Source organism: Flavitalea sp. (genome assembly GCF_035489435.1).
GTDB lineage: Bacteria > Bacteroidota > Bacteroidia > Chitinophagales > Chitinophagaceae > DATHKG01.
The window spans coordinates 58560-73517 of sequence record NZ_DATHKG010000018.1 but is presented as its reverse complement, the minus strand read 5'-3'; the positions used below and the strand labels follow the sequence as shown (position 1 = coordinate 73517).

Here is a 14958-nt window from a genome sequence, read left to right as displayed (position 1 = left end):
GGCATCAATGTGAGCCGCAATACCAAAGTTTCGTTGAAATCTTAAGTCTCCCATGACTTGGTTAATTTACTTTTAATTTTGAACCAGGGACAAAATATCCCTGAATTTTGGAGCGCAAAGTTACGTAAAATGAATGGAATTTTAATGAGTGGGGCCAATATATCCTTTGGTCATGCGGACTCACAGTGAATTAATTGACTTTCAACTCTTTACTGTCCGCGTTGATTACCCGAAAATATATAATTAACAGTTCCTGGTAAAAACACGAAAGCCACCCCGTAAAGGTGGCCGTCGTGCCGTAATCAAAGAACCATGTATTTATTCAAACATAACCTTGTAAGAACTGATCTCTCCCGTCTTTAGGTTATTTATTTTAAGAACATACACGCCCGGTTTAACTGAGGCCGGTCTCCTGTATTGCAGTGTAGTGTTCAGCACATTCTGATGAGTTGATTCGTAAATGATCTGACCTGAAGCATTAAAAACCGAAAGTTTCAGGTTCTGGTATTCCTTGTTTTTGATGCTGATATTCATCAGGTCCTTTACAGGATTAGGAAACACAGACACATTTGATGCAGAAGCTGATTTAAAGCTAACTGTATTGGTTAATATTGACCTGTTGCTCTTCGTAATGATCCTTACACGATAGAAAGAGATACCCTCAACTGCCTGGTTATCGGTGTAGATGTACATGTTCTGACCTTGTTTTTTTGCAGACACCTTACCGATCTGTTTGAATTCACCATCTTTTGTTGCACTTCTTTCAACCTGGTATTCTTTGGTATCATCTTCATTGTTTGCAACCCAGGTTAATTGGTTACCACCCGTTACAGTTTTGCCAATCAGGCTCACCTTAGATGCGAGGATCATACCACCACATCCACCATCTACACGGAAGTAGGTCAGCTTTGTAAGACATCCGCTGTTAACCAGCACTTTTGAAACATATCTGCCGGTATCTGAAGGAAGCAGTTCAGGCATATTATAGCTGATGCTTGTTCCAACCAGGGTTGAATCACCAGCCCCGTTGAATTTATACCACTCGTAGTTTGCATTTGGAATTGAATCCACATTCAATGTTACGTTGTTATACATACAGTTTGAAGTTGCAGTAACAATAACGTTTGCCAGGGGACGGATGCTCACATCATTCAATGTTGCATTTCCGCAGGCATCAACTGAACGAAGACGTATCAGAGAATAAACGGTGCCATTGTTTACTCCAAACACCGGGTTAAGCTGGGGAGCTGAGATGATGCTTGGTGATGAAGGCATAGATCCGATCACTTCGTATGTAAAAGGCCCAACACCACCTGTTACAGCTGCACCAACACTAAAGCTATTGTTATCACACTGGTATGCAGCAGATTGTTGTAAAGTTGGGAAAGAATACGGTTGCAACTGGAAAGTGTCATATAACTTATTAGAACAGGTTGGAACAGTATATTCTATTACATATGTAGCTGGTTCCATGTTACTGAATGTATAGTTACCTGGGGTACCAGAGGAATAATTAAGGCTTGTAACGGCCCCGTTTTTCCTGATGATAACAGGTGTCACGTTTCCAAAACTCGAAGAAGCACTGACCAGGATATCTCCGCTACCATTCTGCCATACACCGCTCGGACATTTTGAATCAGTGAGGATGCTTTTATTTAACCAGCTTGCAGTCGGGATAATGTTCATTGAATCCTTTCCGCCGCAATTATCTGTACCAACAATCTTGTAGTGTTGTCCTGAAGGCAAAGCAGCAAGACCATTAATTGTAATAGCAGCAGTCGCGGAAGATACAGTGCTCATTAATGTACCCCATTGATTATAAACCTGCACGTTGTATGGTGCCACACCTACAGAGAAGTTAACCTGCAGTGTAGTGAAACCTATATTACAACTGGCTGTTGAGCTAACACTAAGATCAGTTGGGATCAATGAAACAGTAAACGGTCTTCTTATAGTAGTGTCATAACAAGTGTTAATGATTCGCATTTCATAGCTACCATAAGGCAGTGTAAAAGTACCGGTAGTATTACATCCTACCTGGTTATTCAGATTATCGAATACACAATACTGTGGTGAAGTTAAATATGTTCCTGCAGAAGTATTAACCTGGAAACCCGCACATGTCCTGTTGCTGATTGATACTGATCCACCAACTGGTATAGGTTGATTAACCGTAAAGTTTCTCACTATAGTTGTATCATAACAACCGGCATTGTTTTTAACTCTTACAGTATAAGTTCCATAAGGAAGGTTATCGAATAAACCTGAGCTCTGACAATACATCAGCGTATCGTTATAATCATAGATGCAGAACTGCGGATTGTTAAGATTAGTTCCGTTGAACCCTGCAGAAAAAGTAGTACAAAGCTGATTTGATATAGCTGGATTAGTTACTGTGGTCGGCACCGGGGCAGAAGCACCGATACAACGTGAAATCACAGTATCATAACAAGCGCTGGTATAACGAACGCAATAGTTGCCATATGCAAGTCCGGGAAAGTTTCCGGTTGAGTTACATGCAATCTCGGTGCCTGCATTGTTGTACAAACAATATAAAGGTGAATTCTGGTTTGAACCCGTACCCATTGTGATGTTAAAAGTAGTACATCCTAATCCGGTCGCTGAAATAGCACCCACAACCGGTACCAGTGGCAAGGTTGCGAAACTACTTGTGAAAACTGTGCCGGTACACCCATCGGTAGTAACAATAGAATACCTACCATATGGAATATTTATAAACACTCCTGTAGAATTACAACCTACCAGTGCATTAACACTGTCATACAAACAAAAATTAGGTGTAATAAGATTTAACTGGCCACCAACAGTAGCTGTAAATGTGTTACACGCATAATTGGAAACCGTAACGTTTGCATTAACCGAAGGTACCGGTCGTGCTACATTAAAGATTCTTGTAATAGTAGTATCGTAACAATCATCTCTTACAGTAATCCGGTATGAACCATAAGGCACTCCTGGAAATGATCCTGTAGAATTACATGAGAGGAGAACACTTGGTCCGGTGCGCCATAAACAGTATACGGGATCGGTGAGATTAACCGGCGAAGTAATGGCAGCAGTAAAGTCAGTACAAGTTTGACCTGAAATGTTTACTGAAGCGGCTACACCAGGACGGTTTGGCTCCACCCAACCGGCGTAATGATAAACACCACATGGATCTTTCGCAACGAGAACCAGGGAACGAAGTGTTCCCTTGTAAACGCGGAAAGACCTGGTAGATGACCAGACTGTATCACCGGCTCCACGCACTACGCCATATTGAAAACCGCTGAAAAAAGATCCGGAAACATTTGTGTTTCCTTTATTATCCTTTAGGTTAATAACAACATCAGCCTCGTCACAATTAACTGTGGTAACGCTGGTGCCATCAAAAAACCAGCTATAATTAAGAATACTTACTCTTCTTGTTTGAATACCTCCACATGAGTCCATTAATTGAATAGAATAATCACCTGAAACGAGATTTGTGAATGTTCCGGTGCTGTTACTCAGTCCAATGTTGCTGGCAGACGGGGCTACAATAGTAAAGGAAAACGGATTACGGCCATTTTCCAGGTTAGTTACTGTGATTGTCCCATCGTTACCATTTGTACAGGTTACATCAGTTTGAACAATATTAAATCTCGGATCGCTGTAAGAACCAGCGACAACGACATTATTTGTTGTAAACAAACAACCATTGGTTACATCCCTTACAGTTACACTGTAACTACCCGCAGGTAATCCCGATATAATTGCTGAAGATGTAAATGAAGTGGTAACAGGTCCGCTGGCTTTATAGTTATAATTGCCGGAACCGCCGCTGGCTGCGACTGTGATTGTACCGGTAGCGATACATCTGGATTCCGTCGTACTATAAGTAGCGGTAAGTGTGGAACAATCCTGCGCCGTGGCAACTACCACAAACAGCAGGTGTAAGAAGAGGAAAAGGCAAAAACCTTTTTTTGGGTAGAGATCAAGTTTCATAGTGTGTACTTCTAAGGATTACGGATAGAACAAATACTCGGTGTAAAGTAAAAGTAAAATTACGGTGGGTGCAAGTGGATTCCCTTAGTTTTCGACCATTGGACCCTTTCTGCCGTTAAGGGTTTCCCGTTAGACCAAATCGGCGGTGAGGGGCAGGCATAAAGATTAAGTGGCTGAATTTCAAAAATTTATATCTGCCAACAGCTGAAAGATAACAGGACCGGGTTTGGAATATCCCCCAGGAAAAAAATTGCAGAAATTACGGTATTTGAGTAAAAGTACGCAGGCGCGAATCTACTGTATGAAGCCTGTCAGACGAATTTTTTGCAGAAAATACGTTCGCTCCACCGGTTGAAACGGCGGGAATGGACCAATATCCATAGAAAAAGCCATCCCGCACTTGCGGGATGGCTTATATAAAATAAGGTGGAAACTATTGTTAATACCTCTGATGAATCTGGTTAAACCCGGAAGTGAGCGAAAGCCTTGTTGGCTTCAGCCATACGGTGTGTGTCTTCTTTCTTTTTGAAAGCTCCACCTTCACCTTTGCTGGCCGCAACAATTTCCTGGGATAATTTTTCTGACATGCTACGTCCGTTTCTGTCACGGCTATAACGTATCAACCATTTGATACTGAGGGAAATCTTACGATCTGCACGAACCTCTGAAGGGATCTGGAAAGTAGCTCCCCCGATACGGCGGCTTCTAACTTCTACTGCAGGAGTTACATTGGTTAATGCTTTTTTCCAGATATCATACCCGTTTTCACCGGTTTGTTTGGAAACGCGATCCATTGCATCGTAAAATATGTTGAAGGCAGTGTTCTTTTTACCTTGCCACATCAGATTATTGACAAAACGGCTCACAAGTGCATCGCTGTATCTTGCATCAGGTGCAGGGGCGATTTTTTTGGCTTTAGTCTTCCTCATCTATAAATGATTGTAGTTGCTTTATTATTTTTTAGCTTTTTCGCGCTTAGTACCATACTTGGAGCGGCTTTGTTTGCGGTCCTTTACACCAGCAGTATCTAGACTACCACGAACAATGTGATAACGTACACCGGGTAAATCTTTCACACGACCACCTCTTACCAATACGATAGAGTGCTCCTGCAGATTATGACCTTCACCCGGGATATATGCGATCACTTCAACCTTATTAGTCAAACGAACCTTCGCAACTTTACGTAGCGCCGAGTTTGGCTTTTTAGGCGTTGTGGTATAAACCCTGGTACAGACCCCTCTCCGGAACGGACAGGAATCCAGTGCCCTGGACTTACTTTTCGCTTTAATTATCTCTCTTCCTTTTCTTACCAATTGTTGAATAGTAGGCATTCTGAACCTTTTAAATTTGGGAGGGCAAAGGTAATGACTTTTATCTTAAAATGGAAAACAAGCTTAAAAAAAATCCAAATAAAATAATTCGCCCCCGATAACAACAGCAATTAAACTTTTAATAACCAACCATATGGGTCTTCTGTTCTTCCTTCACGGATAGCATCTAATTGCTTTTTCAAACCAGGGCCCGCAACCCAGTTTTCCTCCTGGAAATACATTACGAAATTCTTATATCGCAGTTCGCGTATCATAGAGATAGTTGCTGCCGTACCTGTACCAAAAACTTCTTTCAGGTTTCCCGCCTGGTAGGCTTCACAGATCTCATCAATATTTATCGGGCGCTCTTCCACCTCGTAGCCCATCGCGCTTAACACCTTTATGGCGCTGTCCCTGGTTACACCGGCAAGTATCGTACTATTTTCAAGATCCGGGGTACAGGCCTTATTACCAATTATAAAAAATACGTTCATGGTACCGATTTCCTGTACATATTTATGCTCAAACGCATCGGTCCATAATACCTGGTCATAACCTTTTTTCTTTGCTTCCGCCGTCGCAAGCATGCTACTCCCATAGTTACCGGCCACCTTAGCATATCCTACTCCCCCCGGTGCGGCCCTGGTATAATTTTCCTCCACGTAAATCCGCATCGGATCGGCGTAATAAGGACCGGTGGGGCTAAGCAGTATGAGGAATTTATAGGTTTCAGAAGGTCTTACCCCGATAACTTCATCAGCAGAAAACATAAAAGGCCTGATATAAAGTGCATGATCCTTTTTGTCCGGTATCCAGCTACTGTCCAGCGCAATAAGTTGCCGCATTCCTTCAATAAAAATTTCAGACGGAATAGTGGGCATCTGCATTCTTTCGGCTGAAAGGTTGAACCTTTTAAAGTTGTCCATAGGCCGGAATATGGAAATATCTCCATTCTGGAGCCTGTAAGCTTTTATCCCCTCGAAAATAGACTGGCCGTAGTGCAATGCCGCCAGAGACGGATGCAATACCAGTGGCTGATATGGCTTAATCTCAACATTTGTCCACTCGCCTCCCTCATAATCTGCCTCGAGCATATAATCAGTGAAATATTTGCCAAAAGGGATATTTTCAAGAGATGTATCGGTCAGTTTGCTCCTTTCAATCTTGGTAACCGGAAACCTTTGAGCAGCGATCATAAAGTAATTATTTTTGTGGTTACAAAGAAACAAACAAACTTCGGCCCTGCAAAAAAACCGGCATGATTTCGACTAACAATTGTTAGTTAAAAAATATTGAAACAGGCGCATAATCAATCCAGACATGTCATTTAAAGATACCATATTACCTGATTTTGTGATAGCAGACCTTTATGCGGATTCTATTACAGCTAATATTGACAGGGGAGCAATTCCAAAATCTGCTGATGAAATTGCTGTCCCCTTCACAACGGAGGCCGTAATTCCAGGCATGGAGAAAGGATTGGAGGGTATAAAAGCCGCTGTCACCCCAAAAACGGATCTTTATCGCTTTCTTGGAAAAAACCAAAAAAAGGTTTCGGTAATTGCCAGGTACAAGGATGATCCTTATATTCCAGAGGAACACCTGCAGTTCCTGATTAAAATACTTTCCGCCTGCAAGCTGAATCTTGGCGATGTCGCCATACTAAACGATGCAGCAGGCGGCATAGGGATCGCTAAACTGAAGGAGCAGCTCGACCCTGGTTTTGTTTTACTGTTTGCTGTTGAACCGGTCGAAATCGGTCTGCCACTAAGTTTTCCGCTGTTGCGTCCCCAATTGTTCGACGGATGCAATTTTCTGACTATTCCTCGTATAGAAACCTTAATCCAGGATACAGATACGGCAAAGGGCCTGAAAAAGCAGCTCTGGGATTGTTTAAAAAAAATGTTCGGAGTTTAATCTATGCAGTCTATAATCTTTGCGACCAATAACCAGCACAAGGTAGAGGAGATTCAGTCCGCGATCGGAAACCAAATCACTGTTATTACGCTTGCTGAAGCCGGTGTCAACATAGATATTCCGGAACCTCACCCGACGCTCGAACAAAATGCAAGTGAAAAGTCAGCGACAATAAAAAAACTGACCGGTCTTGATTGTTTCAGTGAGGACACGGGGCTGGAGGTGGCGGCTTTGAATGGTGACCCTGGTGTTTTAAGCGCCAGGTATGCGGGAGATGAAAAGTCATTCGATAAAAACATCGATAAATTACTTGAGAAGCTGGATGGTAAAGCCGACAGGTCAGCGAGGTTCAGAACCGTGATTTCCCTGGTCTGGAAAGGCCGGGAGCATCTGTTCGAAGGTATTTGCGAGGGATCAATCACAAATGAAAGAGTCGGAAGGAATGGTTTTGGATACGATCCTGTTTTCCTTCCTAAAGGAACTAACCGTACTTTCGCAGAGATGGATATGAGTGAAAAAAATGCAGTTAGTCATCGGAAGAAAGCTGCCGATAAACTCATAGATTTCCTGATAAATCATTCAACTTAAATCAACAAGCAATCAACCAGATAAGGCAGGGCGCCTTTCGACTGGCATAATTTTAATTTATTTTGAGCCAGCAAAGCAACCATATATTTTCTGAAGCCGACTTAATAAAGGGTTCGGTTGAAGGCGACCGGCGCATCCAGGAAGAATTGTACAAGAGATTTTCTCCTAAAATGTATTCTGTTTGCCTGCGTTATGCAAATAATGCCGATGATGCACAGGACCTTTTACAGGAAGGATTTATAAAAGTTTTTCGTAATCTCCATCGTTTTCGGGCCGAAGGGTCTTTTGAAGGATGGATGCGAAGGGTTTTTGTGAATACTTCCATTGAACATTTCAGACGAAAGTCAGCCAGGCTTTCCACTGTTAGCGATAAAGAAGAAAGTACTATTGAGGACAACGATGTAACGGCACTGGATAGCCTGGCAGAAAAAGATATTATTAACCTGATCCAGGAATTATCGCCCGGTTATAAAACGGTTTTTAATCTTTACGTGATAGAAGGATATTCACATAAAGAGATTGGTGATTTGCTTGGGATCAGTGAAGGAACCAGTAAATCGCAACTTGCAAGAGCAAAAGGCATCCTACAAAAAAAGGTTGCGCAATATCTGAGTGACACTAACAAGTCGTATACCCGTTAATACTATGCTCACAAGCTTTCAATACCGCCTCCAGCAATACGAATCAGTCCCCCCGGCTGAATCATGGCAAAACATATCGCTGAGGCTGAATGAAGAGTGCCATCCTGAAGAAATTGTTATTTCAAAAAAACTTACCGGCTATATACAGGCACCGCCTGCTGATCTTTGGAGCGCGATTACTGCCGGGCTATCACAACCGAATACTTCATCTGAATTCATTGAATCGCCCGCACAATTCGGATGGCCATCCTCCGAGCCTGCTTTTGATGCATTATCTGAGTTGGAATCATCAGTAAAAGAACTTGCTTTGAATGAACAGGCAACTAAGGAACTGGACTCAAAGGAATTTGCCAAGCGGGAATTAGCAAAACAGGAATTAGCAAAACAGGAATTAGCAAAACAGGAATCTGTAAAACGGGAACTCCTGGCAGCTGAACCAGCCACAAAAGAACCAGCGGATTCAGAAAAGTCTGCCAGGGAAATATCGCAAAAGGAATACGCTGCAATGGAATCCTCTTCAATGGAAGACGTTTCCAAAAATGAAAACCGCCCTTCCCGCGGGCGCGTAATTCCTTTTAATTGGCCCCGCATTGCAATCGCTGCTGCGGTTCTTGGCGTTGCCATATCTGCTTTATATTATTTTGTTTCCCGTGACAGTACTGTCCGCCAGCTTACTGCAAAAACAAACCCTGCAAACGGAAAGGCAGATGAGTCGAAACTCCCGGCAGTTATTCCGGGCAATGACGAACCTCTTGTCAGTACACGAGGCACCAATATGGCTATAACCGGGGGTGCCAGGATATTCCGTAAACGTAATAAGTCTGAATTACCAGTTCAACAGGCATCCTATGAACCTGAGATTACAAACGCCGATATCAGCTACGCAAACATCAATGGTACCGACCTTGTGGCTTCAGGCGAAAACATTGCCATTCCAACCCAGCCGATAAGGGATGATCAGGGCAACATTATCATGGATGAAAAACTGATCAGTGCACCAGATGTAAATTATGTTACCGTTACAGGTCCCAATGGTGAACAAACAAAAATCTCAAAGAAATTCCTTCATGCACTCAGTTATATGAATGCAGGATCCGATGATGAAAATATAGGAATCGCGCTGCAGGAAAGCGCATTGTGGAAATGGCTGTTCAAGGAATGGCGGCAAAAATTATTAACACAACCTTCCTTCATTCCAAGCACCACAAACTTCCTTGACATCATGGAGCTAAAGGAAATTCTCCATGAAAATTTCTAGATGTTCCAGCCCATCACCCAAACGCATTGAAACCTGCCACCATCTATTGCATATCCATGATAATATTTCCCATAAAATATAGAAAACAAAACATAACTCATCACTCATCAACTCATCACTCACTCATCACTCATAACTCATAACTCATAACTAAATAAATAACTTCTTCAAACTTTGGCCAGAATAAAAATCGATCTTCCTTCAAACTTTAGTTTTCGCGTAACCATTCCCGTTCGTATCACCGACATCAATTATGGTGGTCATGTTGGTAATGATTCAGTGTTATCGATCATGCATGAAGCCAGGATGCAGTTTCTGAAATACCATGGATATTCGGAACTTGATTTTGGAGGAACCGGTCTTATTATGAATGATGTAGGAATCGAGTTTAAGAATGAATTGTTCTATGGCGATTCCATCATTGCGAGCGTTAGTGCAGGAGATTTTTCAAAAGTTTCTTTTGATCTCTATTATAAATTTGAAAAATCAACCGGCGAGAAACTTGTGCTTGTGGCGGCTGCAAAAACAGGGATGATCTGCTACAATTATGATCAGAAAAAAATAAGCGTTGTACCTGAAGCGGCGAAAACAAAAATCAGTTCAATCTGAGGTATTCCAGATCTTCCAGCTTTCCTCTGCCTGTATAACCAGCATGTCGTAACCGTTTTTCACGGCTGCTCCATGCTCCAGTCCATTTTTCATGAAGGTGGTTATCTCCGGGTTGTATACAAGATCGTATAACAGGTGGCCTGGACCCAGCAGGTCATAAGGAATTTGAGGGGCGAGATGGGTATCAGGAATCGTTCCAAGCGGAGTGGTATTTATGATTACAGTGTAACGACCCAATATATCCGCGTTGATATCTTCATAAATCAGGTCGACTTCCGTTGAGCGCCGGCGGCTCACAACGGAATATTGAAGCTGCAGTTCACGAAGTGCATGTTTTACCGCAGCTGTAGCGCCTCCGTTCCCTAATATCAGGGCATGGGTATGGTTTGGCTTTAACATGGGCCTGATGCTTAAGCGGAAGCCTGTTACATCGGTATTAAAGCCGGTAAGGTTACCATCTTTAATCCTGATGCAATTGCAGGCATTCAAACCTTCGGGAATGTTACTCCTGTCAGTCAGATATAATATTACTTCCTTTTTATAAGGTATAGTTACATTTAATCCTTCCAGATCAGGATAGCTGGCCAGCAGGCGCGGCAGCAGTTCAATTTTTTCTATCGGGAACAGTTCATATTCGCAACCGGAGATTCCTTCGCGGGCAAACTTATCAGAAAAATATTTGCGTGAAAAGGAGTGCCCAAGCGGATATCCTATCAGGCCGTATCGTTTCATCCGTTCCTTATTATTTTTTTTGCCTGCGCATCGTACAACTTATTCATCAAACATTTTGTATCCATCAAACATTTTGTTTGTGAAGAAACAAGTCAAAGGTATCTCCACGCAAGCCTATCCGCATAGCTTCGAGCGGCAAAACTTCGGTAGGGGCAATATTTCCAAGGTTAACATTGCAACCGATCAATTCTATAAAATATAATTGTTGTGTTTTTTGTGGTGCTTCCCATATAATCTTTTCTTCAGGAATCTGGGTAAGGATTTCCTGTACCAGTCCTTCCCTTACTTCACCACTGCCACGGTAGATACCAACATTACCAGCTTCCCTGGCTTCAGCAATAACATAAGTTGAGCCGGCCGAGAGTTCTGCCCTCATCAGTTCTATCCACTTATAAGGAGGTATGATATGTGCGGCATCCTTGCTGCCAACTTCGCTAAGCACTGTACCATGTTTGGTAAGTTTTTCGATATAGCCGCATTTTTCTGCATGGGGAATATTGATGGAACCATCACTGACTTCCATAAAACTTACACCGAATTCGCTACAGATACTGATATAATCTTCAAATTGATTTCGAATCAGGAAAGCTTCAAATAAGGTTCCGCCAAAATAGATAGGCATGTTATGATCGCGGTAAACTTCCAGTTTTTCCTTAAGATTAGGAGTAACGAAAGAAGTACCAAATCCAAGTTTTACGATATCGACATGTGGAGAAGAAACACTTAGAAAATTATGAACCTCCTGGATACTTAACCCTTTATCCATCACCATCGTGAGTCCATGCGTACGGGGTCTTTGGGTTCTGTCCGGGATCTGCGTAAGATTAAAATTCATGCCTTGCTTGTTTTCACTTTACAATTTTAAAACGCGGCAAAAATAGTCAAGAAATCGATAGCAATCGTTAAAAGAAGTATTGAGGGAATAAAGAGCTGATAAGGTTGGGTAAACGTGCAGTATATGCGAGAAATTATGCGGGCAATCAAATCGCCCTGTTCTTTTTGTAACGTGCAACAATGTCGATCACCTGTTGATTCTGCAAAATAGATGGATTCAGATCAACCAGTTTTTTGAGAAGTTTAGGAGCTTTGCTCATCGCTTTTTCCAATTGTAGCAAGGCTTCTTTTGATTTTCCGATCTCAAGATAAACGGCGGTGAGATAATAATAGAAAATGGGTTTACCATCAGTAAGCTTTAATGCAGTTTTCACCTGCTCGAGTGCTTCATCATAGTATTTACCTTTGTAAAGACACCTGATTAGCGCCTCCCAGCTAAATACATTTCTTGGCCTTTGTCTTACGACGTTTGAGAAATACTGGATCGCCTCCTTATATTCCTGTAATTGCATTTTGCACTCACCCATGGCCAGATTATATTCAGGCTGCATCTTCTGGATCTGCATGGCCGTTTCAAGTTGTTTGATTGCCATCACCCACTGATGTTCGTTTATATAAGTACAGGCTATCTTATAGTATAATTTACTGTCTTCCTGGTTAAGGTGGGAAGCCTTGCGGTAATAAAACCTGGCCTGCGCATAATTTTTCATCCGGTCGTAGCAATGACCAATTGCCTCATAAATCACATCTTCGGGACGCGATAACTCAAGCACGCGTTCAAGTGCTTCTACCGCATCCTTATATTTTCGCAGCCGGATATATGCATCTCCCATGTTACGATATGCATAATCAAACTTCTCGTCGATCGCTACGGCGTATTTGTAAGCATCAATGGATTTCTCATATAATTTAAGTCCCTGGTATGCAGCTGCCAGGTTAAACCAGGCAAGCTCGCTATATGGAAAATCCTCGATGATTTTCTGGTGCAGCCGGATACTTTCTTCGTTTCGCCCGGTGAAATCAGTCCAGAAACAAATTTTATACAAGGCTTCTTCGTTGTTCGGATCCTGGTCAAGTATCAGCTTAAGACAATCAAAGATTTTATCAAATTCTTCATAGTCATCATAAACATCAGCCAGTTCGAATAACATTTCAATTTTCTCCTGTCCCTCGAACAAGGTCAGGGCATTCTCCAGCAATACCACCGCTTTCTCCTGCTGATCAAGCGCCAGGTAGGCATCTGTTTTCAGTATATAAAGATTGATATCGTTGCTGTCCAGCAGTTCTGCATGGCCGAGAATGGTCAGTGCTTCCTGGTATTTACGGGTAGCAATCAGTAAATCTGCCTTTTTGATCAGAAGGCTGCCGCTGTAAGGGTATTGCTCTATCCCGAGTTCTGCGGCTTCGATGGCCTGGGCGAGATCTTCCACATCATCGAAATAATCTATGATCTTTTCAAAAGCCTCTTCTTCAAGGAATGAATGTCCGCGTCCAGCTTTTAAGTTCTGGAACACCTTTACCAATTCCCTTATTTCCTCATTGTCCTGCCGAGATGGGTTTTCTTTCATCTATTTATGAAATAGGTTTATGTAAAGTACTTTATCCATTCACTTTATCCAAGTAATTGTTGTTGACAAATGTTGATAATTATAACTGCCGGGTTTTGGATTAAAACCGGATTAATTTACAATAGCACCAAATTATTCACCGCCTAATTAATTACATCATTTTCAGTGTTTTACAAAATTCGGAAAATAAACTAGGTGTTTATGCAACGATTCCACCACATAAATGATCATCTTTTTATAGAATCCTGTAACTTTTTCCGGGCCTGCCCGTTAAAACAATACTAATCTTTTTTATAAAGGGTTAAAAAGTTCCCAAAAAAAATTATATTTTTGTTCACGATGCAAGAAACATTTACGCTAAAATTTAACCACATGCTAAAAAAATCAATAGTCTCTCTCTCATTTATAGGGGTTGTTGCTCTTGCATTGGCCAGCACTGGTGGTGGAATCAAGAAAAAAAGTAACAAGCTTTTTAATCCTGAATTCGCTCCGATCAAAACTTCTACCGGTTTCTCCATGAGGTCCGGGGTTAGTTATTCAGGAAGCTTTATTACTTCCAGCCAGAAGAATAAGTCATCAATGAATCTTAACTCACTGGTTACATATCAGAAAGGCAATGTGATTTATATTCTTCCGAATCAACACCGGATCAATCTCACAAAGAGCCAGAAGTCAAATCTTAGCCTGGTAGATGTTAAGATAAACCTTCACAAATAAGTTTTCGAAAGAGATTGCCCTCCAGTTCCCGTTAGTCAGCAATGCTTAAAAGAGATTGATTGTTCCTTGAACAATCATTTTTTTTGCCCTTCCGGGTCCTGGTTTTAACCTAATTCATCTGCTTGCTTTCTTCATAGGTCATTTCCCGGTATCCTGTTTTTGGAACATCGAAACGTGAAGCGGGCACGGGATTAAGATTGATCCTTGAAACAGTATACTTAATCCGGAACTTACCCTGGCTAAGCTCATACTCAAGAGGAAGCCCGTTAAGGTTCTTAAACTGGTAATCATAGTCCTTGTTTTCAGGGACAATTTCGGGAGTATAATAGACGATAAACGTAGATCCGTCTGATAATTTTGCTTCTGCTTTTATACAGTTATATCCTGCAATCTGCTTGGTTTCGTTTGTATTTGTAAAAGTAATTCCATCGTATCTTTTGTTCTTCTGGCTCCAGTTATCAGGTGATAACCTTATGAGTAACTTCTGACCACTCACCTCACGGAGAACCACAGCCGAACCCGTTCTTGAATCATGAATAGTCGCGGACGAAAATAGTGCACTAACCATTTCAGAACGGCTAAGATTTCCTTTCAGATACACTGTTGTTGTTGCTCCATCAAATGCATCGGCCATCTTTGGCTGAGGGCTGCCGGAGGTTATAGCCGCATCATAAACTAACGTTAACTCAGAAACTTTTTTCTGACTATAAGCCGGCATGGAAAAGATTGCCAGGGTGAAAAACAGAATCAGGCTGATATTTTTCATGTAAGCGTTCATGTTAATGATAACATAT

At 41.8% G+C, this 14958-nt stretch carries 14 protein-coding genes; 6 read left to right on the top strand and 8 right to left on the bottom strand.

The annotated features are described in order from the left end of the window. Positions 1-318: 318 nt before the first annotated feature. From VK664_RS02670 to VK664_RS02655, 4 genes are all read right to left on the bottom strand, one after another. Positions 319-3987: a T9SS type A sorting domain-containing protein gene (locus VK664_RS02670; protein WP_461397056.1), complete on the bottom strand. Its 3669-nt coding sequence runs from the start codon at positions 3985-3987 to the stop codon at positions 319-321. Positions 3988-4448: 461 nt separating this feature from the next. Continuing rightward, positions 4449-4916, bottom strand: coding sequence for a 30S ribosomal protein S7 (gene rpsG, locus VK664_RS02665; RefSeq protein ID WP_461397055.1), 468 nt, complete (start codon positions 4914-4916; stop codon positions 4449-4451). A gap of 24 nt (positions 4917-4940) precedes the next feature. Next, positions 4941-5321 (bottom strand): 30S ribosomal protein S12, encoded by a 381-nt coding sequence (gene rpsL, locus VK664_RS02660; protein WP_192617989.1) that lies wholly within the window; start codon positions 5319-5321, stop codon positions 4941-4943. Between the two features lie 110 nt (positions 5322-5431). Next, positions 5432-6496, bottom strand: coding sequence for a branched-chain amino acid aminotransferase (locus VK664_RS02655; protein ID WP_461397054.1), 1065 nt, complete (start codon positions 6494-6496; stop codon positions 5432-5434). A gap of 124 nt (positions 6497-6620) precedes the next feature. Between VK664_RS02655 and VK664_RS02650 the strand changes: the two genes are divergently transcribed. From VK664_RS02650 to VK664_RS02630, 5 genes are all read left to right on the top strand, one after another. After that, positions 6621-7217 (top strand): hypothetical protein, encoded by a 597-nt coding sequence (locus VK664_RS02650; RefSeq protein WP_461397053.1) that lies wholly within the window; start codon positions 6621-6623, stop codon positions 7215-7217. 3 nt (positions 7218-7220) lie between these two features. Then, positions 7221-7805, top strand: coding sequence for an RdgB/HAM1 family non-canonical purine NTP pyrophosphatase (gene rdgB, locus VK664_RS02645; protein ID WP_461397052.1), 585 nt, complete (start codon positions 7221-7223; stop codon positions 7803-7805). 62 nt (positions 7806-7867) lie between these two features. Then, complete coding sequence (locus VK664_RS02640; RefSeq protein WP_461397051.1) at positions 7868-8446, top strand: RNA polymerase sigma factor; 579 nt, start codon at positions 7868-7870, stop codon at positions 8444-8446. A gap of 4 nt (positions 8447-8450) precedes the next feature. Next, on the top strand, positions 8451-9704 hold the full coding sequence (locus VK664_RS02635; protein WP_461397050.1) for a hypothetical protein: 1254 nt from the start codon (positions 8451-8453) through the stop codon (positions 9702-9704). Positions 9705-9878: 174 nt separating this feature from the next. Further along, complete coding sequence (locus VK664_RS02630) at positions 9879-10313, top strand: acyl-CoA thioesterase (RefSeq protein WP_461397049.1); 435 nt, start codon at positions 9879-9881, stop codon at positions 10311-10313. Here the strand turns inward: VK664_RS02630 and VK664_RS02625 are convergent. The 3 genes from VK664_RS02625 to VK664_RS02615 form a co-directional block, all read right to left on the bottom strand. Continuing rightward, positions 10305-11045 (bottom strand): shikimate dehydrogenase family protein, encoded by a 741-nt coding sequence (locus VK664_RS02625; protein ID WP_461397048.1) that lies wholly within the window; start codon positions 11043-11045, stop codon positions 10305-10307. The two genes, VK664_RS02630 and VK664_RS02625, sit on opposite strands and share 9 nt — an antisense overlap. A 64-nt stretch (positions 11046-11109) precedes the next feature. Further along, a complete protein-coding gene (locus VK664_RS02620; protein ID WP_461397047.1) occupies positions 11110-11880 on the bottom strand; it encodes a phosphosulfolactate synthase in 771 nt (256 codons plus the stop codon). 145 nt (positions 11881-12025) lie between these two features. Next, on the bottom strand, positions 12026-13447 hold the full coding sequence (locus VK664_RS02615) for a tetratricopeptide repeat protein (RefSeq protein ID WP_461397046.1): 1422 nt from the start codon (positions 13445-13447) through the stop codon (positions 12026-12028). Between the two features lie 372 nt (positions 13448-13819). On the opposite strand from VK664_RS02615, the gene VK664_RS02610 reads away from it, so the two are divergent. Then, on the top strand, positions 13820-14164 hold the full coding sequence (locus tag VK664_RS02610) for a hypothetical protein (RefSeq protein WP_461397045.1): 345 nt from the start codon (positions 13820-13822) through the stop codon (positions 14162-14164). 109 nt (positions 14165-14273) lie between these two features. Here VK664_RS02610 and VK664_RS02605 read toward each other — a convergent pair whose 3' ends face one another. Beyond that, positions 14274-14930, bottom strand: a complete 657-nt coding sequence (locus VK664_RS02605; protein WP_461397044.1) for a hypothetical protein — start codon at positions 14928-14930, stop codon at positions 14274-14276. Between the last annotated feature and the right edge of the window lie 28 nt (positions 14931-14958).